This is a genomic window from Pseudarthrobacter sulfonivorans (genome assembly GCF_031454915.1).
GTDB lineage: Bacteria > Actinomycetota > Actinomycetes > Actinomycetales > Micrococcaceae > Arthrobacter > Arthrobacter sulfonivorans_C.
Map to the genome: position 1 here is coordinate 206829 of NZ_JAVDRS010000008.1, position 20760 is coordinate 227588.

At 65.3% G+C, this 20760-nt stretch carries 23 protein-coding genes; 13 read left to right on the plus strand and 10 right to left on the minus strand.

From position 1 onward, the window contains the following. The first annotated feature begins 12 nt into the window (after nt 1-12). Genes J2808_RS17545 through J2808_RS17555 form a run of 3 tightly spaced genes read left to right on the plus strand, consistent with a single transcriptional unit; the run spans nt 13 to nt 2817 of the window. On the plus strand, nt 13-1020 hold the full coding sequence (locus tag J2808_RS17545) for an ABC transporter permease (RefSeq protein WP_309819162.1): 1008 nt from the start codon (nt 13-15) through the stop codon (nt 1018-1020). Beyond that, nucleotides 1013-2062, plus strand: coding sequence for an iron chelate uptake ABC transporter family permease subunit (locus J2808_RS17550; RefSeq protein WP_309819165.1), 1050 nt, complete (start codon nt 1013-1015; stop codon nt 2060-2062). The genes J2808_RS17545 and J2808_RS17550 overlap by 8 nt, the downstream gene beginning before the upstream one ends. Then, nucleotides 2059-2817, plus strand: coding sequence for an iron ABC transporter ATP-binding protein (locus tag J2808_RS17555; RefSeq protein WP_309819166.1), 759 nt, complete (start codon nt 2059-2061; stop codon nt 2815-2817). The genes J2808_RS17550 and J2808_RS17555 overlap by 4 nt, the downstream gene beginning before the upstream one ends. 116 nt (nt 2818-2933) lie before the next feature. On the opposite strand, the gene J2808_RS17560 is transcribed toward J2808_RS17555, so the two are convergent. Beyond that, nucleotides 2934-3233 carry a hypothetical protein gene (locus J2808_RS17560; RefSeq protein WP_309819168.1) on the minus strand — a complete coding sequence of 100 codons (300 nt, stop codon included), beginning with the start codon at nt 3231-3233 and terminating at the stop codon, nt 2934-2936. Between the two features lie 85 nt (nt 3234-3318). Here J2808_RS17560 and J2808_RS17565 point away from each other — a divergent pair, with 85 nt between their 5' ends. Continuing rightward, nucleotides 3319-3834: a GNAT family N-acetyltransferase gene (locus tag J2808_RS17565; protein WP_397428081.1), complete on the plus strand. Its 516-nt coding sequence runs from the start codon at nt 3319-3321 to the stop codon at nt 3832-3834. Between the two features lie 10 nt (nt 3835-3844). On the opposite strand, the gene J2808_RS17570 is transcribed toward J2808_RS17565, so the two are convergent. From J2808_RS17570 to rraA, 4 genes are all read right to left on the minus strand, one after another. Further along, nucleotides 3845-5284: a sugar porter family MFS transporter gene (locus tag J2808_RS17570; RefSeq protein ID WP_309819170.1), complete on the minus strand. Its 1440-nt coding sequence runs from the start codon at nt 5282-5284 to the stop codon at nt 3845-3847. A 182-nt stretch (nt 5285-5466) separates the two neighbouring features. Beyond that, nucleotides 5467-6687, minus strand: a complete 1221-nt coding sequence (locus J2808_RS17575; protein ID WP_309819172.1) for a benzoate/H(+) symporter BenE family transporter — start codon at nt 6685-6687, stop codon at nt 5467-5469. A 72-nt stretch (nt 6688-6759) separates the two neighbouring features. Beyond that, on the minus strand, nt 6760-8421 hold the full coding sequence (locus J2808_RS17580) for an MDR family MFS transporter (RefSeq protein WP_309819174.1): 1662 nt from the start codon (nt 8419-8421) through the stop codon (nt 6760-6762). Nucleotides 8422-8597: 176 nt separating this feature from the next. Further along, the gene (rraA, locus tag J2808_RS17585; RefSeq protein ID WP_309819175.1) at nt 8598-9092 is read right to left on the minus strand and encodes a ribonuclease E activity regulator RraA; all 495 of its coding nucleotides are present in this window, start codon (nt 9090-9092) and stop codon (nt 8598-8600) included. 132 nt (nt 9093-9224) lie between these two features. Between rraA and J2808_RS17590 the strand changes: the two genes are divergently transcribed. From J2808_RS17590 to J2808_RS17615, 6 genes are all read left to right on the plus strand, one after another. Then, nucleotides 9225-10547 carry an MFS transporter gene (locus J2808_RS17590; protein ID WP_309819176.1) on the plus strand — a complete coding sequence of 441 codons (1323 nt, stop codon included), beginning with the start codon at nt 9225-9227 and terminating at the stop codon, nt 10545-10547. Between the two features lie 101 nt (nt 10548-10648). Next, complete coding sequence (locus tag J2808_RS17595) at nt 10649-11257, plus strand: TetR/AcrR family transcriptional regulator (protein WP_309819178.1); 609 nt, start codon at nt 10649-10651, stop codon at nt 11255-11257. Between the two features lie 292 nt (nt 11258-11549). Then, the gene (locus J2808_RS17600; RefSeq protein ID WP_309819180.1) at nt 11550-12749 is read left to right on the plus strand and encodes an NAD(P)-dependent malic enzyme; all 1200 of its coding nucleotides are present in this window, start codon (nt 11550-11552) and stop codon (nt 12747-12749) included. A gap of 151 nt (nt 12750-12900) precedes the next feature. Further along, on the plus strand, nt 12901-13401 hold the full coding sequence (locus tag J2808_RS17605; RefSeq protein ID WP_309819182.1) for a DUF456 domain-containing protein: 501 nt from the start codon (nt 12901-12903) through the stop codon (nt 13399-13401). 33 nt (nt 13402-13434) lie between these two features. Next, a complete protein-coding gene (locus tag J2808_RS17610) occupies nt 13435-14400 on the plus strand; it encodes a hypothetical protein (RefSeq protein WP_309819185.1) in 966 nt (321 codons plus the stop codon). 37 nt (nt 14401-14437) lie between these two features. After that, the gene (locus J2808_RS17615) at nt 14438-14776 is read left to right on the plus strand and encodes a nuclear transport factor 2 family protein (protein ID WP_309819187.1); all 339 of its coding nucleotides are present in this window, start codon (nt 14438-14440) and stop codon (nt 14774-14776) included. A gap of 30 nt (nt 14777-14806) precedes the next feature. On the opposite strand, the gene J2808_RS17620 is transcribed toward J2808_RS17615, so the two are convergent. Further along, nucleotides 14807-15460 (minus strand): LysE family translocator, encoded by a 654-nt coding sequence (locus tag J2808_RS17620; protein WP_309819189.1) that lies wholly within the window; start codon nt 15458-15460, stop codon nt 14807-14809. Nucleotides 15461-15564: 104 nt separating this feature from the next. Between J2808_RS17620 and J2808_RS17625 the strand changes: the two genes are divergently transcribed. Beyond that, entirely contained in the window at nt 15565-16020 is a 456-nt protein-coding gene (locus tag J2808_RS17625; protein ID WP_309819191.1) for an Lrp/AsnC family transcriptional regulator, read from the plus strand. Between the two features lie 37 nt (nt 16021-16057). On the opposite strand, the gene J2808_RS17630 is transcribed toward J2808_RS17625, so the two are convergent. The 3 genes from J2808_RS17630 to J2808_RS17640 all read right to left on the minus strand — a co-directional run bounded on the left by J2808_RS17630 (nt 16058) and on the right by J2808_RS17640 (nt 17566). After that, nucleotides 16058-16684: a hypothetical protein gene (locus J2808_RS17630; RefSeq protein ID WP_309819193.1), complete on the minus strand. Its 627-nt coding sequence runs from the start codon at nt 16682-16684 to the stop codon at nt 16058-16060. Continuing rightward, the gene (locus J2808_RS17635; RefSeq protein WP_309819196.1) at nt 16681-17004 is read right to left on the minus strand and encodes a hypothetical protein; all 324 of its coding nucleotides are present in this window, start codon (nt 17002-17004) and stop codon (nt 16681-16683) included. Before J2808_RS17635 ends, J2808_RS17630 begins: the two co-directional genes overlap by 4 nt. Before the next feature lie 94 nt (nt 17005-17098). Then, on the minus strand, nt 17099-17566 hold the full coding sequence (locus J2808_RS17640; RefSeq protein WP_309819197.1) for an Lrp/AsnC family transcriptional regulator: 468 nt from the start codon (nt 17564-17566) through the stop codon (nt 17099-17101). A 319-nt stretch (nt 17567-17885) separates the two neighbouring features. Between J2808_RS17640 and gluQRS the strand changes: the two genes are divergently transcribed. Continuing rightward, nucleotides 17886-18791 carry a tRNA glutamyl-Q(34) synthetase GluQRS gene (gluQRS, locus tag J2808_RS17645; protein ID WP_309819199.1) on the plus strand — a complete coding sequence of 302 codons (906 nt, stop codon included), beginning with the start codon at nt 17886-17888 and terminating at the stop codon, nt 18789-18791. Between the two features lie 27 nt (nt 18792-18818). Continuing rightward, nucleotides 18819-19475, plus strand: coding sequence for a phosphohydrolase (locus tag J2808_RS17650; RefSeq protein WP_309819202.1), 657 nt, complete (start codon nt 18819-18821; stop codon nt 19473-19475). Here the strand turns inward: J2808_RS17650 and J2808_RS17655 are convergent. Next, nucleotides 19456-20712: a low temperature requirement protein A gene (locus tag J2808_RS17655; RefSeq protein ID WP_309819204.1), complete on the minus strand. Its 1257-nt coding sequence runs from the start codon at nt 20710-20712 to the stop codon at nt 19456-19458. The genes J2808_RS17650 and J2808_RS17655 overlap by 20 nt on opposite strands. Nucleotides 20713-20760: the final 48 nt, after the last annotated feature.

The following is a 20760-nucleotide window of genomic DNA, read 5'->3' on the forward strand; positions in this document are numbered from 1 at the left end:
TGACCTTCGATCATGACAACGACGGCGGTGCGGACCACCGCGCCGGTAAGCCGCAGCCGGTCCCGCGAGTACGCGGGACTGGCTGCGGCTGCCGCCATTGTGCTGGCACTCGCCACAGCGAGCATGTTCGTGGGCGTCAGCGACGTGTCGTTGCCGGCGCTGCTCGCGGGCGATCCCGCCGCCGTCGAAATCTTTTGGGTCTCCCGCGTCCCGCGCACGCTGGCCGTAGTCCTCGCCGGCATGGCGGTGGCCGTGGCCGGACTGATCATGCAGCTGATGGCCCGCAACCGTTTTGTGGAGCCGTCCACCGTGGGAACGGTCGAATCCGCCACGCTGGGAATCCTGGTGGTCACCGTGGCTGTCCCGACGGCGCCGATCCTCCTTCGAATGGGCGTCGCCAGCGTTTTTGCCGTCCTCGGTACCGCGCTGTTTTTGGCCGTACTGCGGCGGCTGCCCACCCGCAACACCCTCCTCATCCCGCTGGTTGGCATCATGCTGGGCGGGGTCATCGGAGCCATCACCACGTTCTTCGCCTACCGGTACGACCTGCTCCAGACGCTGAGCAACTGGATGATCGGCGACTTCTCCGGGGTGCTCCGAGGGCGGTATGAGCTGCTGTGGATCGTTGCGGCCCTGATGCTGGTGGGGCTGGTGGCCGCCGACCGGTTCACCGTGGCAGGCATGGGGGAGGACTTCACCACCAACCTTGGCCTGAACTACAACGTGACCATGCGCTTGGGGCTCATCATCGTCTCACTGATCTCGGCTGTGGTGGTGGCCACCGTGGGTGCCGTGCCGTTCCTTGGCCTGGTGGTGCCCAACATCGTCTCCCTGCTGTTCGGCGACAATTTGCGCCGCGCCGTACCCTGGACGGCCCTGTTCGGGGCAGGGTTTGTGCTGGTCTGCGACATCATTGGCCGGACCATCCGCTATCCCTACGAGGTGCCCGTGGGCATGGTGATGGCCGTGGTGGGAGCCATCCTGTTCCTCATCCTGATCCTGAGGAAACGCAATGCCTGAAATTGCCACGCCCAACCCCTCCACGGTCGGCACGCCCATCCCAAAACCCGCCGAGCTCAAGCCCCTTGCACGCGTTCGAAACCGTATCCGGAACGCTCCGCCGCAGCTGGTGATCGGCATCCTGCTCGCCGCCACCGTCGTCGCCGTCGCCTTTTTCCTGTTCAGCGACCTCAAAGGCAACGTGGGCTATGTGCTTCCGCGGCGCGCCCTGAAGGTGGCCGCGATGCTGCTGGTGGCCGTCGCGGTGGGCGTTTCAACCCTGTTGTTCCAGACCGTCACCGCCAACAGGATCCTCACGCCCTCCATCATGGGCTTCGACTCGCTGTACATCCTGGTGCAGACAGCGCTTGTCTTCACCGTGAGTGCCGCTGCGGTCACCGCCGCGCCGCCCACGCTGCAGTTCGGCGTCGAAGTTGTGCTGATGGTGGCGTTCAGCGCCCTGCTGTACCGCTGGATGTTCACCGGCGCCACCCGGTCGCTGCACCTGTTGCTGCTGGTGGGCATCATCCTGGGCAGCCTGTTCCGCGGCTTCTCCTCGCTCCTGCAGCGCCTGATGGAGCCCAGCGAATTCATCATCCTGCAGGACCTCTTCTTCGCCAGCTTCAACAACGTGGACCCCGCGCTGCTGGGCGTCTCCGCGGTGATCATCGGCGCCGTCTGTGTGGCCGTGTGGCGCGCCCGTCACACGCTGGATGTCCTGGCCCTGGGCCGCGAGCTGGCCATCAACGTGGGAGTGGACCACCGCCGGGCGGTCATGCGGATCCTGCTGGCCTGTTCCCTGCTGGTGGCAGTCTCCACCGCGTTGGTGGGGCCCGTGACGTTCTTTGGACTTCTCGTGGTTAGCCTCGGCTACCAGTTCTGCCGCGGTTTCAACCACGCCCGGCTCATCCCGATTGTGGTGCTGATCGGAGCCGTCGCGCTGGTGGGCGGGCAGCTGATCCTTGAACGGGTCTTCGGCTTCGCCACCGCGCTGAGCGTGGTCATCGAGTTTGCCGGCGGCATCCTCTTCCTCTACCTCCTGCTGAAAGGCTCGCTGAAATGATTGACGTCCGGAACGTCTCCAAGAGCTACGGCGGCCAGCAGGTCCTCGACGACGTCACCTGCATGATTCCCCGCGGCGGCATCACCTCCATCATCGGGCCCAACGGCGCGGGGAAATCCACGCTGCTGTCGCTGATCAGCCGGCTCCAGCCGCTGGAAACCGGCGCCGTGACGGTTGCGGGGCTGGACATTGCGGCTACTCCCAGCCGCGACCTGGCCCGCACCATGGCCATCCTCCGCCAGGAAAACCACCTGACCAAGCGCCTGACCGTCCGCGACCTGGTGGCGTTCGGCCGGTTCCCGCACTCGGGCGGCCGCCCCACAGTGGAGGACCTGGCCAAGGTGGAGGAGGCCATCGCGCACCTGGACCTGAGTGCCATGGCGGACAAGTTCGTGGACGAGCTCTCCGGCGGCCAGCGGCAGCGCGCCTACATCGCCATGGTCCTGGCGCAGGACACCGAATACCTGCTTCTGGACGAGCCGCTGAACAACCTGGACATGAAGCACTCCGTGGAAATGATGCGCCTGCTCCGCCGGCTCGCCGACGAACTGGGCAAAACCATCGTCCTGGTGGTCCACGACATCAACTTTGCGTCCTGCTACTCGGACACCATCCTCGCCATGAAGAAGGGCCGCCTGGTGCACCAGGGCACGCCGGCGCAGATCATGCAGGCCGCCATGCTGTACGACGTCTACGACATCGACATCCGGATCGAAGAGATCGACGGCAACCGCATCGGTGTTTATTTCGCCTGACCCATCCCTCTCTCACTTGATGCACGTTTTACGGAAACGCCCTCGCACTTAACGCACGACGCCGCCACTTACCTTGAGTGCCGGCGTCGGGCTTCTTCCGTGGCTGAAGCGGCCGCCTACTCCGTTGGCGGCGGAGCGTCGATTGGTGCGTGCGTACGCGGCGCGAGTGCCGTATCAAGATGGCGCATGACCAGGGAAGCGGCAATCAGGGCGGCGGAAAACGGCAGGAAGAACAGGGTGACGAGCTGAAAGAGCACCTGGAGGATTGCACCCAGTGCCTGAGAATAGCTGGGTCCAAACACCAAAAGCTGCATAATCTGTGGAGCAAGAATGACCGCGAACGCGCCGATGGCACCCACGATAATTCCCGCGCGCAGAGTTTTTCTTGGCAATCCAGAAACCGTGCTTTGATCCATAACAGGCTCTCCCCAATTGACTGTAGGTATCAGCGTACATTTCACCGGCCCGGAAACCGCGGTGGCTGTGTGGAATGCTGGTGGGGTGAACCCCGGTGCCCTTGCCCCCTTGCTGATTGCCGACGTCGACGGCGGGACGTTCCGTCTCCGGCACGCTGTGCTTGCGGACCTCCCGGCCATCGTGGCGTTGCTGGCCGACGATTCACTGGGCGCCGGCCGCGAACAGAGCCAGGACATGGCGCCCTACGAGAAGGCCTTCCAATCGATCGATGCCGACCCGGCCCATCTGCTGGTGGTGGGGGAGCTCGTTGCTCGTGGGGCTGTATCAGGTCCCGTGATGGCTACTTTCCAGCTGAGCTTCCTGCCCGGGATCTCGCGGCAGGGTGCATGGCGTTCCCAGCTCGAGGCGGTGCGGGTGGCGGCGAGCCTCCGCGGCCAGGGCATCGGCAACCTGATGGTGCAGTGGGCCATCGACGAGTCGCGGCGCCGCGACTGCACGCTGATGCAGCTGACCACGCACAAGACCCGGACGGCCGCCCACCGCTTCTACGAACGCCTCGGCTTTGACGCCAGCCATGAGGGCATGAAGCTCTCGCTCTGACGACGTCGGGCTATGCCTTCTTGGAACCCTTGGCCACGAAGAGGGTCTCGGCCTGCTCCAGGGACATGCCGTTGGTCTCCGGTACCTTGTACATCACAAAGAAGAACGACGCCGCCGCAAACAGCGCGTACATGGCGTACGTCAGCGGAAGAGAACCGGCCGCCATGACGGGGAAACTGAGCGTGATGGCAAAGTTGGCCACCCACTGCGCAGCGGCGGCCAGGCCCAAAGCGCGGGCTCGGATCCGGGACGGGAAGATCTCGCCAAGGAGCACCCAGACCAGTGGCCCCCAGGACGCGCCGAAGCTGACCACGAACACGTTGGCCGCCACGAGCGCAACCGGACCCCAGGCGCCCGGCAGGGAGATCTCGGAGCCCGAACCCACGGCGGAGGAGAACGCCAGCGCCATAGTGCCCAGTGATACAGCCATACCGATTGAACCGGCCAAAAGGATGGGGCGGCGGCCGATCCGATCCACGAGCGCTATGGCCACGAGGGTCACCAGGATGTTGGTGACGGAGGTAGCCACGGAGATGGTGAGCGAGTCCTTCTCCTGGAAGCCGACAGCCTTCCACAGCGTGGTGGAGTAGTAGAAAATCACGTTGATGCCCACGAACTGCTGCAGCACGGAGAGGATGATGCCCACCCAGACCACTGCCTGCAGGCCGAACGTCTTGCCCCGGAGCGAGCCTTTCTGGCCGGCCAGCTTGTCCTCTTCGATGGCGTCCTGGATCTCGCGGATATGGCGGTCAGTGTCCTCGGACGGGGCGATGGAGTCGAACACCGTGCGGGCTTCGTCTTCCTTGCCCTGGAACACCAGGAACCGCGGGGATTCCGGGAGCGTATAGGCGATCCAGCCGTAGACCACGGCCGGAACCGCTGCGGCGAGGAACATCCACCGCCACGCTTCGATGCCCAGCCAGAACGCCTGGTCCGCGCCGCCGGCGCTGGTGGCGAAGAGGGCGTCGGACAGGAGAGCGGCGAAGATACCGGTGGTGATGGCCAGTTGCTGCAGCGAGGCCAGCCGGCCACGGACGTGCCGCGGGGAAATCTCGGAAATGTAGGCCGGCGCAATCACTGATGCGAGGCCGATGCCCAGGCCGCCTACCAGGCGCCAGAAAATCAGGTCCCAGACGCCGAAAGCGAAGCCGGTTCCGATGGCGCTGACCAGGAACAGCAGTGCGCCGAGCTTCATGGCGGGGATCCGGCCGTAGCGGTCGGCGACTTTTCCGGCGAGGAAGGCGCCGGCAGCGCAACCCAGCAGGGCGATGGCCACGGCGAAGCCGGTGACGGCCTCTGAGAGCGCGAACTCGTCCTTGATCGCATCCACTGCGCCGTTCACCACGGAGGAGTCGAAGCCGAACAGGAAGCCGCCTACCGCGCCTGCGAGTGCCAGCCAGATCACCCGCTGCGGAATTTTGGCGGTTGTCTGCTCCTTGGCGGTGGGCATGGTGCTCCCTGGGTTTGGGGGGGTGGGTGGCTGCGGTGCGGACGTCGTCGGCTGCTGTACCGGCCCAGACGGCCGGCGCACACGCGCTAAACAGTGTGGCACGTCACCGCCCGCCGTTCCACTTGGCGGCGTCCCGCCCGGGAGGGAAGGACGACGACGGCGGGAGGCCACCGTCGTCGTGGTTACGGCTTCCCGCCGTAGCGGCGGAGGGCTAGATAGGCGGCACTCCCGGCCAGCAGTCCCCAGAACGGCGAGACGATACCCGCCGGTGAAACGCCGGACGCGGTGACCGCCAGCGTGATCAGGGCGGCCTCGGTGGCAATCGGGTTCGCTTTGAAGTCCGAGAGGGTGTCGATGAGTGAGCCTTGGAGTGCCCCGAGGAGCGCCACTCCGGCGAGGGCTGCCATCATGGCGGCCGGAACCGAGGAAAAGAGTGTCACGGCGGCGCTGCTGACGAGGCCGAACAGAATGTAAAAAACCCCGCAGAAAATGCCGGCCATGTAGCGGCGGTCCTTGTCCGGATGGGCTTCCGGGCCGGCGCAGATACCCGCGGTGATGGCTGCCAGGTTGATGCCGTGCGAGCCCAGTGGCGCCGAAACGAGCCAGGCCAGGGACGCGCCGCCGAGGACCAGGTTGTCGTTGACCTTGTAGCCGAGGGTGTCCATCATGGCCAGGCCCGGACCGTTTTGCCCGGCCACGGTCACAATCACCAGCGGAACGGCGATGCCCATGATTGCCTGGAGGTCAAAAGTGGGCGTGGTCCACAGCGGTCCGGACAGGTCCAGGGTCAGTACGGGCGCCTCGGTCTGGCCTGTCAGGGCGCTCAGCGCGACTCCCACGGCCATGGCCACGAGGACTGCGTACCGTGGCGTGATGCGGCGTCCGATCAGGAAGGCCACCACCAGCCCGCCAGCCACGATGGGCGAGGTGGCCACCGCCTCGACAGCTTTCAGGACAAAGGGCAGCAGGACTCCGGCCAGGACGGCGGCCATCACGGGCTTCGGGACGATGGCCAGGAGGCGGCCGAACCAGCCGGTCGCTCCGACGATGAGTGCCAGCACGGCCGCCACGACGTAGGCCCCGATGGCGTCGCTGTAGTCATAATTTCCCAGTGCCGTCAGTAGGAGCGCCGCCCCCGGAACTGACCAGGCCACCACAATGGGCTGCCGCGTCAGGAGGCTAAGCAGCACGCAGGTCACACCGCTCGCCACCGCCAGGGACCAGACCCAGCTGGTGGTGCGCTCCGCGCTGAGACCCGCGCTTTGGGCGGCCTGCAGGACCACCAGCATGGGTCCGGCGTACGAAATGGCCACCGCCACGAATCCCGCCGTCACCGCGGAGAGCGAGAACGACTTCCGCAGCGGGCGGCGGCCAGGCCGATGCTCTGTCAGGGCGCTGGTCACTCGGGCTCCTCGTCTCGGCATTGAGTGGCTGAGTATAGCCGCTGAGCGCGAACGCCCGGTGTCACGTGACGGTTAGTGGGCAGCCACCGCAGCCCCAGCCTCCTGCGGAGCGGCCTTCGGGTCCGTCAGCTTCTTATTCGGCAGTGCGAAGCTGATGAGGAACGCGATGCCGGTGAGCACGGCTGCGGTGAGCATGACGGCGTCGATCGCGTAGGCGAAACCCTCAGTGATGGGCCGGGTAAGCACGCTGTTTGCCGAGTGCAGCCAGCTGGTGTCGTTGAGCGAATCGTCGGACGCCCCGTGCTGGAAGAACTCGTAGAGCTTGGCGTTGGCGGGGTCCGCTGCCACGGCTGGATCCTTGAGGACTGCCTGGTAGTCGGCGCTGGCCATGGCTGATTTCATGGTGTCCGCGATCCGGCTGGCGGCCAGGCTGAACAGCATGGAGATGAACACCGCCGTGCCCACGGCGCCGCCCATGGACCGGAAGAAGGCGGCGGAGGACGTGCCCACGCCCATGTCCTTCGGCGGAACCGAGACCTGCATGGCCAAAGTAAGCGGCTGCATGCAGAAACCCAGGCCCATGCCGAAGAACACTGCAATCAGTCCGGGAACCCACAGGCCGGTATCCACGCCCAGGACCAAGCCCATGGTCACAGCTGCCACGGTAAGGATTCCGGTTCCCAGGATGGGGAAGATCCGGTACGTGCCCGACGCCGAGATGGTGCGCCCGGCGGTGATGGAACCTGTCAGAATGCCCACGGTGAAGGTGATCATCATGAGGCCGGCTTCAGTGGGCGTCAGTCCCTTGACCAGCTGCAGGTACATGGGCAGCATGGCGATGGCCCCGAACATGCCGATGCCGATGATGAAATTCAGCAGCGAGGACAGGCCGAAGGTCATGTTCCGGAAGAGCCGCAGCGGGATCAGGGCGTAGTCGCCGGCGCGCTTTTCGGCGAGCAGGAACGAGATGATGCCCACGATGCCCAGGCCGTAGCAGAGGAAGGCGTTCGTGGACGCAAAGCCCCAGCTGCGGCCCTGCTCGGCCACCAGCAGCAGCGGGACGATGGCGAGCGTGATGGCTGCGGCACCCCAGTAATCGATCTTCTGCTTCACGTGCTTGGCCGGCAGGTGCAGGAACATAAACACCACGGCCAGCGCGGCCAGGCCGATGGGCAGGTTGATAAAGAAAACCCAGCGCCAGCCGTCGAAGCCCAGGATGTTGGCGGAACCGGCGAACGCGCCGCCCACTACCGGGCCGAGGACGGAGGAGATGCCAAATACAGACATGAAGTAGCCCTGGTATTTGGACCGCTCCTTCAGGGACACGATGTCGCCGATGATGGTCAGCGCCAGTGCCAGCAGGCCGCCGGCGCCCAGGCCCTGCACGCCGCGGGCGAGGGCCAGTTCCGTCATCGAGTTCACGGAGCCGGCGTAGAGCGAACCGGCCAGGAAAATGGCGATCGCGGTCAGGTACAGCGGCCGGCGGCCGAAAATGTCGCTGAGCTTGCCGTACAGCGGGGTGCTGACGGTGGAGGTGATGAGGTACGCGGTGGTGGCCCACGCCTGCAGGGAGAGCCCGTCGAGGTCGTTGGCGATGGTGTAGATGGAGGTGGACACGATGGTCTGGTCCAGTGAAGCCAGGAACATGCCCAGCATGAGTCCCACCATCACGGTGATCATCTGACGCCGGGTCAGGGTTTGGCCGGTGGCACGCGCGGCAGAGGTTTTGGACATGGCTTCTCCAGGCAGAAAAAAGGAATCACGCTCGATAGTTGCTTTCAGTAACTATGTTAGGTGCCGTTTCATTCCCGCGGTATCTCCGGATTGCTGCGGAGCGGAATCGAGCGGCGAGATCGCGGCGCTAAGCAGGGGCCGGAGCGCCGCGATCTCGCTACTGGATGCAGGCGCGCTCAGCGCTCCACGAGGATGCCGTCCGGATCGCACCAGACGGTGACCCCGGGACGGAAGGTCACGCCGTCGAGCACTACATCCACGTCAACTTCGCCGGCACTGGCCTTGGCGCTCTTGCGCGGATTGCTCCCCAACGCCTTGACGCCGAGGTCCAGTGCGGCGATCGCTTCGCGGTCGCGGATGGCGCCGTTGATGACGACGCCGGCCCACCCGTTTGCGACGGCGCTCTCGGCAATCATGTCCCCCATCAGGGCGGTGCCCAACGAGCCGCCGCCATCCACCACCAGGACCGCGCCGTTGCCCGGGGTGGCCAGTGTCGACTTCACGAGCCCGTTGTCCTGGAAGCAGCGGATGGTCCGGACCGGACCGCTGAAGTGCGAACGCCCGCCCAGGGACTGGAACTGGAGTGACACGGAGGCCAGATCCTCGCCGCGCTCGTCGTAGAGATCGGCGGTATTGACGGTGTCGGCGGGGCGTTGGGCAGGTGCGTTCATTGCATCTCCAGGTGTCCGGTGTCGTGGAATACAGCGAGCCCGCGGCCGGCGTGCGCCGTGTGACAAGCGGGACGTTGACCCCCACGATAGTCTGATTTCCAGAATCACTAACCGTTCCAGGGGGAACCAGCCATGAGCCTGCCCGACACACCCGCAGCAGCGGATCCCAGCCGTGCGTCGGATCCCGGCTCTTCGTTAAATCCCACCGCAGGAGCGGAGCATACGACGGCGGCGCTCGCCGAGCCGACGCAGAAGGTCACCGCACGCTGGGTGACCGGGCTGGTGCTGGTCAATGTTGGCATCAACGCCGCGTTCTTCGGACCCATCAACATCTTCATCGCCCAGCAGGCCATTGGCATCGACGAAACAAACAAGGAAGCCATCGCTTCCCTCGTACTTGGGTGCGGCGCCGCCGTATCCCTGGTGGCCAATCCGCTCTTCGGGGCGCTGTCCGACCGGACGGTCTCCGGTTTCGGCCGTCGTTCCCCCTGGGTCCTGGCCGGCGCCGTCCTGGCCACCGCCGCCTTGCTGGCGATGTCCGGAGCCACGGCTGTTGCCCTGATGGTCCTGTTCTGGTGCCTGGTCCAGCTGGGCGCCAACGCCGCCTATGCGGCCATCACCGCCGCCATCCCGGACCGGGTGCCGGTGCTGCAGCGCGGCGGCGTGGGGGGACTGGCGGCCCTGGGCCAAACGGCGGGCATCCTCCTCGGCGCAGTCTTCGGGGCGGTGGTGTCGGGAAACTTCATGGTGGGGTACACCATGTGTGCGGCCGCCCTGCTGTTCTCCGTGGTGCCGTACCTGTTCCACCGGAATGACCCGCCGCTGCCCAGGGAGCTCCGGCCGCCGTTCTCGTGGGGCAGTTTCCTCCGCGGCTTCTGGATCAGCCCGGCCCGCCACCCTGACTTCGCCTGGGCGTGGCTCACCCGCTTCCTGGTCAACGTCTGCAACCAGCTGACCATTGTGTACCTGATCTTTTTCCTCGGAGACGTCCTCAAGCATGAGAACCCGGCGCTGGGAGTCCTGACCCTGACCGGGATCTATGCGGCGCTGGTCATGGTTACTGCCGTGATTGCGGGGCCGTGGAGCGACAGGGTGGGCAAGCGCAAGCCCTTCGTGATCGCCTCCTCCGTCATGATCGCGATGGCAGGCCTCACCATGGCGTTCTTCCCCGTGTGGACCGGCGCCCTGGTTGGGGCCGCCATCCTGGGCATCGGCTACGGCGCCTACCAAGCCGTTGACTTTGCGCTGCTGACGCAGGTATTGCCGCAGGCCGCGGACCGCGGCAAGGATATGGGGGTCATTAACGTGGCCGCCTCGCTGCCTCAGGTGTTCGCGACAGGCCTCGCTTTCCTCGCGGTGACGCAGTTCGGCGGGTACGTCACGCTGTTCACCACGGCGGCCGTCATTGGGCTGCTCGGCGCCGTGTTCGTGGTCAAGATCAAGGGCGTGGACTGAGCCGGTAAGTTACCGTGCCGTATAGTTGAGGCGGACTGCAGGGCAACCGGAATGGGGACCCGACTGCCGCTGCACCGTAAATTCACTACCCCGGAATGCTGATGCCCGAGACCCTTCCCGACCATCCGCCCATGGCCGCACGGCCCTCCACCCCACGCCAGAGGCTGCGTTATACACGCGTCCTCGAATCCGCCGGAGGGTTTGCCCGCAAGGGGCTGGAATCCGTGGATCTGGCGGAAATTTCGGAAAAATCAGGCGTCCCGCTGGGTACCGTCTACCGGTATTTCCCCTCGCCGACCCACCTGATGCTCTCGCTCTACCGGCAGCAGCTGGACGAGCTCCAGGCCCGGGCCCGGACATCAGCTGCCAGCTTCGGCGGCCGTGCCCTCACCGGGGTGGTCATGGAGATCTTCCACATGCGGGTGATGCAGCCCGCAGTAGAGCAGTGCCTGGCCCGCAGCGTCTACCTCAAGGGCAAGGACACCACTGCGCTCCTGGCGGAAATCGACACCCTCAGTGAAAAGGCAGTAACTACAGCCTCCGACGACGCCGTGGCGGCCCGCGTGCTCCTGCTGACGGTCACTGGTCTGGTCCAGTCAGTCCGCAACCGCCGGTTGTCGCTCTTTGAAGCCGAAGAGGACCTCAAAAAGGCCTGCACCCTGCTTGCGCCGGTGGTCCCGAGCGCCCGTGCGGCGCACCGATCGGCGTAACTGGTCTAGACCAATCGGCGATTAAATACGCCTTTATGCCGTGATGTGGATCACAAATTGTCCTGGTTAATCGATTTGGCACCGGTTCGGCACTCCACCACGAACGTTTTCGCCTCAAACCGCTGTTTATCATTGCAGGACCGGAGAGGTTGGGAACCCGCCTCTGCAAAGGACTTCACTCCGGGCCCGCCACCACTGGGCCCACGAAGCGCCGAATTAGACCACCTTGAGCCTCCCTGCGCTTGAGCCATTCTGCGCCGTGCGCCCACGGCTAGCACCAGGAGACAACGACGTGTCCATTGACGCAATCGCACCCACTGACAACTCCGCAGCAACGGCCCTGACCGAAGCTGAGATTTTCGAAGCCCACCAGGGCGGCAAGCTCTCGGTCACCAGCACTGTCCCGCTGTCCAACAAACGCGACCTGTCCATCGCCTACACCCCCGGTGTGGCCGAGGTCAGCCGCGCCATCCACACCAACCCGGAGCTCGCCAAGACCCTCACCTGGGCGCAGCGCCTGGTGGTAGTGGTCAGCGACGGCACTGCCGTGCTCGGCCTGGGCAACATCGGCGCCAGCGCCTCCCTGCCCGTGATGGAGGGCAAGTCCGCCCTCTTCAAGACGTTCGGCGAACTGGATTCCATTCCCCTGGTCCTGAACACCACGGATGTTGACGAGATTGTCGAAACCCTCGTCCGGCTCCGCCCCAGCTTCGGCGCCGTCAACCTCGAAGACATCTCCGCCCCGCGCTGCTTCGAGCTCGAAGAGAAGCTCATCGAGGCCCTGGACTGCCCTGTCATGCACGATGACCAGCACGGCACCGCCGTGGTGGCCCTCGCCGCCCTGACGAACGCCGCCAAGGTCACGGGCCGCGAACTCGCCGGCCTCCGCGTTGTCGTTTCCGGCGCGGGTGCTGCCGGTATCGCGGTCGCCGAGATCCTGCTGACCGCCGGCATCGAGGACGTTGTCCTGCTCGACTCCAAGGGAGTCATCAACCGCGACCGGGCCGACATTGCAGCTGACCCGCAGAGCAAGAAGTCCCAGATGGCCCAGCGCAGCAACCCGCGCGGCGTCACCGGCGGCCCCGGCGAAGCACTGCTCGGCGCGGACGTGTTCATCGGGGTTTCCTCCTCGAAGCTGGATGAAGCGCACCTGAAGCTGATGAACGCCAACTCCATCGTGTTCGCCCTCTCCAACCCGGACCCCGAAGTCCTGCCCGAAGTTGCCGCCAAGTACGCCGCCGTGGTGGCCACCGGACGCAGCGACTTCCCCAACCAGATCAACAACGTGCTGGCCTTCCCCGGAATCTTCCGCGGCGCGCTGGATGCCGGCGCACGCCGGATCACGCCCGCCATGAAGCTTGCCGCGGCACGCGCCATTGCGGAACTGGCCGAGGAGGACCTGTCCGCTGACTACATCGTGCCCAGCCCGCTGGACCCGCGCGTTGCCCCGGCAGTGACGGCCGCCGTGGCCGCCGCTGTGGAAGCTGAGTAACCTCCGCAGCCACACACTGCCTTAACGCCCGACGGCGGTGCCTCCCCTTTGAAAGGTGGGGCACCGCCGTCGGGCGTTAAGGTCGGTCGTTAAGCGGGAGTGCCATCCCCAGTACCGTCCGGGAGACGAGGGCCGCCCTAAACTGGGGCTCATGAACTCCGAAACCGTTGTAAGCATCCTCTGTGGCGTTGCCATCCTGGTGGGAGTCGCAGGCACTATCATCCCGGTCCTGCCGGGCAGCTTCCTGATCGGCCTCAGCCTGCTGGCGTGGGCCATCTGGGGTGGCGCCGGCGTGCTGGGCTGGGTGGTCTTCGCGGTGGGAATGGTGTTTGTGGTGGCCGGCATGTCGGCCAGCGCCGTGCTGACCGGCCGTAAGCTGAAGCAGCACGGCATTCCCAGCCGGAGCGTCGTGGTTGGCCTGGTTGCAGGCGTGATCGGGATGTTCATCATCCCCTTTGTAGGACTCTTTGTGGGTTTCGCCGCCGGCCTGCTGCTCAGCGAGCTGCGCCGGACGCGGAAGATCCACACCGCAACCACCACCAGCTGGGCAGCGCTGAAGGCCACGGGACTGGGCATGCTCGCGGAGTTCGGGCTGGCCTGCCTGGCCGCCAGCACCTGGGTGATCGGGCTCTGGGTGGCCGCTGTTACGTAGGTCGGTCACCCGCTCCCGCCGTAGCATGGAGAGATGACCGTGGGGGATGCCAGAGGACCGATTTACCGGGACACCCGGGACCTGACGCCGTTCGGGAACGTCCAATTCCAGACGCCCGTCCGGGAGCTCGCCGGCAGTGTGGGCGGGCTGATTCACGGTGTGCTTGGCGGCCGCGATGCGGCGCTGATCGCCGTGGACGGCGAAGTCCCCAGGCTGGGGCTCATGCCTGGCCGGACGGTCAAGGCAGTCCATCACGCCATCTTCACCAGCAGGGAACCGGAACGGCTCATTGCTGTAGGCCGCACGTACCCCGGTTGGGCAGGCCTGTGCTCCGTCATGGCTGGCCTCCTGGCGTACCAGCACGGCGGCTACCTCCGCGCCTCAGAGCTCCTCCAGCGCGGCCTGTCCATCAGGAACGACGACGACGCCAACCAGTATGCGGCCACGTACCTGACGCGGGTGGTCACCCGGGTGGAGGTTGCCGAGCGCGTCGAAGTCCCTGTTTTATTCGGGCAGGAGTCGGTCTTCCTGGCACTGTCGCACTCCTTGCGGGAGACGGGCCAGCTGGAGGCCGCGCTGCAGACGGTGGTGGGGTTGCCGCCGTCGTTGCCCTCAGCGCTTGCGCGGTGTGCTCTGGCATTCGCGCTGGGACGGGACAAGGAAGTGGTGATCTGGACCGAGGGGCTCCTGAATTCCGATGACCTCTCGGCCGCGCTGCTGCTGCTCCGGGGCCGCGCGCTGCGGCGGCTCGGCGCCCACACGAAGGCGCACGAGGCACTGAAGGAGGTGCTCCGCCGTCGGAAGACTGACGCTGTGCTCCGCAACGACGCCCTGACAGACCGCGCGCTGCTGGTGCTGGACAACGGGCGCAAATCGCTCAACCCGCGGGACTGGCTCCGGGGCCGGCCGGCGGAGCTGGAAACGTTCGAGGTGATCCGCAAGGACGTGGACGAGCGCAGGCTGTGGGAGCAGGAATGGGAGAACCTGGACGGCAAATGACCTTGTGGAGCCACCCGCCCCGGAGTACAACGGAGGGATGAGCGACGCAGTCCGGTCCTGGATGGAAAAGTACACCGCGGCGTGGACCACCAACGAGCCCGACGACATCCGCGCGCTGTTCACCGAGGAAGCCGTCTATGCCACCCGGCCGCACGACCAGGATCCGTGGCGGGGCCGCGAGCAAATCGTGGACCGCTGGCTGGTTGAGCGGGACGAACCCGACGAATGGACCTTCGACTGGACGCTGCTGGGGAACGACGGCGGCCTGGCCTTCGTTCAGGGCTTCACGCACTATCTGGGCGACCGGCCAAGCTATGACAACCTGTGGGTGATCCGGTTGGAGCCCGACGGGCGCGCGTCCGAGTTCACCGAATGATTCATGGAGCGCAAGGTCTAGGAGCGGGGCCTAGGCGTGCTGGGCGAGCCCGGCAACCAGCGGGACCATTTGCTCGGCCAGAAGCACTGAACCCAAACCGATCATGATGATGCCGCTGGCCAGCGTGACCGCGCGGGCGGCGCCGGGGCGGGACTGCAGGAGTTTGCGCGCCAGCAGGGCAACGCAGGTGTAAACGGTTCCGGCCAGCAGGACAAACGTCAGCCCCAGCAGCCCGGACTGGACCGGCAGCGGGAGGGAGGCTTCAGGGCTGACGAACTGCGGCACCAGCGCTACGTAGAAGAGCAGCCCTTTGGGGTTGATGCCGCTGGTACCCATGCCCTGCAGGAAGGTCCGGAGCTGGTTGGCGGGCTTCCCGACGGCGTCTGCCGTACCGAAGGAGGCCCCGCGCCAGGAGCGGAGGGTGCTGATGCCCAGCCACAGGAGATACCCCGCCCCGGCAACGGTGAGCCAGCCGAGGAGCCCTGGCATCCCGGACAGCAGGGCCGCCAGGCCCACCACCATCAGCAGCGTGTGCAGGATGTAGCCGCCACACAGTCCGGCCACTGCCGGGACAAAGCTGCGCTGCCGCAGCCCGGCGGTGATCGAGTACGCCCAGTCCACGCCAGGCGTGCAGGCGAGGGCCGCGGCAACCAGCACAAAGGCGAAAAACAGCTGGGGGTTCATGATGGGCTCCTGTCCGATGGCTACAGCACAAACCCTATGAATTTTGCGGCCATAAGTGCTTACCTTTTTCGCCCTGTTGGCCGCAGAATTGGTAAGCTTTTTGCGTGATTGACCATATTGATAGAAGTATTTTGCGCTACCTCAAAGAGGATGGCCGGATAACTGCCACGGCGCTCGCCGCCAAAGTGGGTTTGACGGTGGCGCCATGCCACCGGAGGCTCCGGGACCTCGAAGCGTCCGGGGTGATCCGCGGCTACAAGGCGGACATCGATCCCGCCGCCGTCGGGCTGGGTTTTGAAGCGATTGTGTTCGTCACCCTGCGCCAGGTGGACCGCTCCACGATGGAGATCTTCGAGAATCGTGTGTCGGATACGCCCAACATTGTGGAGGCGCAGCGGCTCTTTGGCTCACCGGACTACCTGCTGAAGGTCATCGCCGAGGACCTGCCGGCCTATCAGCGTTTCTACGACGCCGAGCTCACGTCACTGCCCGGCGTCGAGCGGCTGACGTCCACGTTGGTGATGAAGAACCTCAAGTCGAACGCGGGCCCGCCGGTCTAGTGCGGGTGCGCTTGAGATGCGTCCGTCGGGCGGTGTTTCAGTCCAAGGGCCAGACGTGGACGATGATCACCTGGATGTCCTTGGTGCCGTCGTACCTGAGGTCGTAGTTCACTTCCAGCCCTGTCGAGGTCCCGGACGTGACGGAATAATCGCTTTTGTCCTCCGGGTCTCTTTCCATCGACGAAATCCACCGTTCGGCCACCACGCTGTCGATTCCATAACGCTCCACGCCGTCCCGGATCAGGCTGGCGAATTCGTCCAGCGAGCTGGCTGTGAGGAAGTAGGTGACCTCGCTGAAGTCTTCTCGCTTGTCCGTGGTGTTGAAACGGATGCGGTCCGTTTCCCCGCGGATTTCGCCGCTGGGGGCAACGATGGTGAGACTGATCTTTCCCGAGTTCCGGGTGTTGATCTCTGGCCCGTAGCTGGCCTGGGCGACCCCCACCGCGGCCTTCTCCAGCCGGCCGGAGCTCATGTCCAGCCGGGCAATCTTGGTCTGGCGGATTTGGTCCACGCCGGCGGCGTCGAGGGTGGAGAAGCGGCCGGGTTCCAGCGGTTTGGCTGTTTGAGCATCGTCCGGGGCTCCAGCGCAGCCAGTGAGGATCACGGCGAGCGACAGCAGGAGGACGGCGGTCCTGATGCGAAGCCTGGCCCGGAACGCGCTCACATCTTGCCTGTCGACGCGATGCTGCCTTCGGCCCCGGGCATGTAGTACTTGTCTGCGAGGTGGACGGAGTAGATGAAAGTCATCCGGCCGGTTGTGCGGTTGGGTTGGCTCTCGGTGGAGAACACTGTTCCGGTCTTGTTGCACATGCCGGGGTACCACTGCTCCTTGCCCGAGCCGTCTTTGAAATCTGGACCGGTCTCTTCTGCTTCTTCGAGGGCAACGAAGCCTAGTTGGTTCGCCGCGCGCCGGATTTCAGGATTGGCATGGTGGCCATCCGGGGAAACCACCCTTGGTGCCCAACGTGCCTGGTTCCCTGCCATGTTTCCCCCTGAATGGATTCCCGTGCCAGCCTAGCGGCGTGCGGCACCGGCGGGCGATGGGCAGAGCTCCCCAGCGGTCCGTCGGGCCGCTGGGTCAGTCTTGCAGCAGCCCGGTTGTCCGGTAGGGGATCACCTCGCGCAGGAACATGCTCGTGGAGGTGCGTACGATTCCGGGGCAGAGCCGGATTTCCTCCGAAACGCGGTAGAGATCGTCCGGGCTCGTGGCCACTACCCTGATCACCAGGTCGGTGTCCCCGGCGGGGGCGTGGCATTCCAAAACTTCGGGGATCTTACGGAGCGCAGCGATGGCTTCGTTGAGGTGGCTTTGGTCCAGCTCGGCGCTCACCGCGGCCGCCACGCCACGGCCGAGAGCGGACGGGAGCACGCGGCTGCTGTTGGGCCGGAGCGCGCCCGACGCCGTCATCCGCTCCAGGCGCGACTGTACGGTCCCACGCGCGAGACCCAGCCGTTGGGCCAGGACCATGATCGGAACCCGGGGATCCTCATCGAGGGCGTTGAGGATGCGCTTGTCCGTGGCGTCCAATTCCTGCAATGTGATCATTCTCCGTCGGTCTTTGCCATGCGTATTGATCAGTCTGACCAATGATTCCTGTGCCGGTTGTGCCAACTGTATGGTGTCTGCTCAAATGGTGGCAACACGCAGGCAACAGGCTACCGCCGATCCCGCTGGCTCACAGGCTCTCCGGCACACCACCCGGAAACTGGACACCGCTTCCCGCAAGGAGGCCGCCGCTGATGACACTTGTTCACACCACGGTCATTCTGCAAACACGGCAAGAGCCCCTGAACTCCCGGGCGTCGAATCTTCGGCGTCATCGGTAGCTGAGGGGCTCTTGTGTTGTCCGGATTAGGGTTGGTTTATGACTCCAGCCGGGCGCTTCGCCCCCAGCCCTTCCGGTGAACTCCATGTAGGCAACCTCCGCACCGCCATCCTTGCGTGGCTGTTTGCCCGTTCCACAGGCCGGGACTTCCTGCTTCGCGTCGAGGATCTGGACCGCGCGCGTGCCGGCGCCGAGGCGGAGCAGCTCCGCGATCTGGCAGCCATCGGCGTGACCTGGGACGGCGCCGTCGTCCGCCAGACAGACCGCCGGGAGATGTACGACGAGGCGATCGGCCGGCTCCGTGACGCAGGCCTGACGTATGAATGTTTCTGCACGCGGCGGGAGATCCAGGAAGCGCCATCGGCTCCACACGCACCGCAGGGCGCCTACCCGGGAACGTGCCGCAACCTTGGTCCCGCCGAGCTGGAGTTCAAACGCTCTGCGCGGCCTGCGGCCATCAGGCTGCGCGCGGAGGCCACGGAGTACACGGTGCAGGATGTGCTGCACGGTGAGTTCACGGGTGTGGTGGATGATTTCGTCCTGCGCCGCAACGACGGGGTGACAGCATACAACCTGGCTGTGGTGGTAGATGATGCTGCGCAAGGCGTCGATCAGGTGGTCCGCGGCGACGATCTGTTGCCTTCCACGCCCCGCCAGGCCTATCTTGCGGCACTCTTGCATATTCCGGTTCCGGAATATGCGCACGTACAGCTGGTGGTTAATTCCGACGGCGCCCGTCTGGCCAAGCGTGATGGCGCTGTTACGCTGGCTGACCTCGCGCTGGCCGGCGCTTCGGTGATGGAGGTCCGGGATCACATCCTGCAGTCCGTGGGGCTGCCGTCCGGGAGCCTGGAGCAGGCACTCGCCGCGTTCGTGCCGGGCAAGCTCCCGAGGGAACCGTGGGTGTGGACCGGCATGGGCTCGGCGGGGTCGGCCGCTGGATAGGACCGGCCCGGCGCGTAGGCTGGAACCATGTCGGAACCTGAATTCACTGAAGCGCAATTCCCCCAACCGGGATTCACTGTCGAGACCGCCAAGATTTTGGCGGAAGTGGCGCACAACCGGCAGAAGGACAAGCTCAAGCGGCCCTATCGGGACCACGTGATCGCCGTCGGGGATGCCCTGGCGGATTTCGACGACGACATCCGCATTGCCGGCTACCTCCACGACATCGCCGAGGACACTCCGATCACCCGGCAGGCGCTGTTGGCGATGGGCGTCTCAGAGCGGGCCGTGGACATCATCGAGCGGGTCACCAACCGGCTCCACGACAACCCCGATGACTACCAGGCCGGCATCCGCTTCATCGCCGAGGATCACGACGCCGCGCTGGTCAAGATTGCGGACAACGCCCACAACTCCCTGCCCGAGCGTGTGAAGGCACTCGCCGAGAAATGGCCGGACAAGCCACCCGTCACGAAGTACCGGGACGCCCGGCCGGTGCTTTATGCAGCTGTGGAGACGCAGGAAATCCGCAATATCCTTGCCCGCGTCAACCCGTGGCTGCTGGAAGAACTTGATAACCGGCTGGATGAGGAAGACGACACCGACTACGAGAACCTCTCCTACGATCAGCCCACGCCGGACACGGCTGAAGTGGCGGACACGGCTACGGACCCGGAGCGGTAGTCCCTGCCTCGAGTTTTTCGAGAGCCCGGCGGAGCCGTTCAGAGCCCCGGCGCTCATCGATGACGATCGAAACGCCGAGCGCCAGCACAATCACCAACAAGCAGACAGGCACCGACGCTCCGGCCGCCGCGAGGCCAATCGCGCCGGCCAACACCGCCAGCACACAGGCGGCGACAGTGATGATGGTGCGGTCGGCGCCGACCATTAGGCTGTAGAGCCACGTCAGCGAAAGCTTGAACAGGGCGACCGGCACCGCGATGCTTGCCACCGCCGCTGCGGCGCTGATGTGCGCCTCATGGTCGATGTAGTAGGCGGCCACATGCAGGCCAGCCCCCGTGGCTGCGATCGCCGCGAAGATGGGGATGTGGCCATAGCCGAACAGGTACGACCGCTGACGGCGCAAGTGCAGCGCCCGGCCCGCGGGAAGCATGAAGTAGATCCACCACATGGCAAATGCCAGGGCGGTTCCGCCGAAGCCGACAAGGGCCGCGTCGACGCTCCAGCCATGATTGGCCACGATGGCACGGAGGGTCTCAATGGCCCCGATGAGGCATTCACCCAAAGCGATGATGGCGAGAAGTCCGTATCGTTCGGCAATGTGGTGCGCGTGCCAGGGCGTCTTAGCCTTGCGTTCGGCGGCGTAGGGTGTGGCCATCTCCAGCACGATAAGCGGCACTGTCATGGCGAACGTGGTGGCGATGTCCGCTTCGATGATGAGCACAGCGATCCAGCCAAGCTGGACCACCGCCAGGTACTTTGCGTAGCGCAGGCAGGTCTCGCGGCGGGCGGGATCCTGTTTCGAGGCCCGCACCCACTGCGTCACCAGGGCAAGGCGCATCAGCACATAGCCGCCAACAATGACCCTGTTGTCCACGTGGTCGCCTTCGACGAGGGAGTGGAACATGGGCTCGATGCCCATCGTCAGGATCAGGACGCCAACTATCTGGACCATGGTGATCACCCGGAACACCCAGTCGTCGGTGTCGTAGGCGCTCGCGAACCAGGTGAAGTTGATCCAGGCCCAGATCACCGCGAACATTGCAAAAGAGAATCCCAGTAGTCCTGCGCCGAAATGGGCCTCAGCGATTTCATGGGCAAACTGGCTGCCTGCCACCCCGAAAGCAATGACAAAGGTCAGATCGAAGAAGAGTTCCAGCGGCGTGGCGGCGCGGTGTTTTTCATGCGGATCCCGGCCGCCCATGCGGGCTAGGGCGTGCCGGAGGGGATTCGAGGGCATGGCTAAAAGATTACCGTCGGCGAAACGGCCTGCTCTACAGTTCGCGGC

Coding starts and splice junctions, on each gene's coding strand:
- J2808_RS17545 (WP_309819162.1), top strand. CDS start 13: ATGACAACGACGGCGGTGCGGACCACCGCGCCGGTAAGCCGCAGCCGG.
- J2808_RS17560 (WP_309819168.1), bottom strand. CDS start 3,233: ATGGATCAAAGCACGGTTTCTGGATTGCCAAGAAAAACTCTGCGCGCG.
- J2808_RS17590 (WP_309819176.1), top strand. CDS start 9,225: ATGAGCCTGCCCGACACACCCGCAGCAGCGGATCCCAGCCGTGCGTCG.
- J2808_RS17580 (WP_309819174.1), bottom strand. CDS start 8,421: ATGTCCAAAACCTCTGCCGCGCGTGCCACCGGCCAAACCCTGACCCGG.
- gluQRS (WP_309819199.1), top strand. CDS start 17,886: ATGACTCCAGCCGGGCGCTTCGCCCCCAGCCCTTCCGGTGAACTCCAT.
- J2808_RS17555 (WP_309819166.1), top strand. CDS start 2,059: ATGATTGACGTCCGGAACGTCTCCAAGAGCTACGGCGGCCAGCAGGTC.
- J2808_RS17610 (WP_309819185.1), top strand. CDS start 13,435: ATGACCGTGGGGGATGCCAGAGGACCGATTTACCGGGACACCCGGGAC.
- J2808_RS17595 (WP_309819178.1), top strand. CDS start 10,649: ATGCCCGAGACCCTTCCCGACCATCCGCCCATGGCCGCACGGCCCTCC.
- J2808_RS17635 (WP_309819196.1), bottom strand. CDS start 17,004: ATGGCAGGGAACCAGGCACGTTGGGCACCAAGGGTGGTTTCCCCGGAT.
- J2808_RS17550 (WP_309819165.1), top strand. CDS start 1,013: ATGCCTGAAATTGCCACGCCCAACCCCTCCACGGTCGGCACGCCCATC.
- J2808_RS17570 (WP_309819170.1), bottom strand. CDS start 5,284: ATGCCCACCGCCAAGGAGCAGACAACCGCCAAAATTCCGCAGCGGGTG.
- J2808_RS17605 (WP_309819182.1), top strand. CDS start 12,901: ATGAACTCCGAAACCGTTGTAAGCATCCTCTGTGGCGTTGCCATCCTG.
- J2808_RS17650 (WP_309819202.1), top strand. CDS start 18,819: ATGTCGGAACCTGAATTCACTGAAGCGCAATTCCCCCAACCGGGATTC.
- J2808_RS17620 (WP_309819189.1), bottom strand. CDS start 15,460: ATGAACCCCCAGCTGTTTTTCGCCTTTGTGCTGGTTGCCGCGGCCCTC.
- J2808_RS17615 (WP_309819187.1), top strand. CDS start 14,438: ATGAGCGACGCAGTCCGGTCCTGGATGGAAAAGTACACCGCGGCGTGG.
- J2808_RS17655 (WP_309819204.1), bottom strand. CDS start 20,712: ATGCCCTCGAATCCCCTCCGGCACGCCCTAGCCCGCATGGGCGGCCGG.
- rraA (WP_309819175.1), bottom strand. CDS start 9,092: ATGAACGCACCTGCCCAACGCCCCGCCGACACCGTCAATACCGCCGAT.
- J2808_RS17640 (WP_309819197.1), bottom strand. CDS start 17,566: ATGATCACATTGCAGGAATTGGACGCCACGGACAAGCGCATCCTCAAC.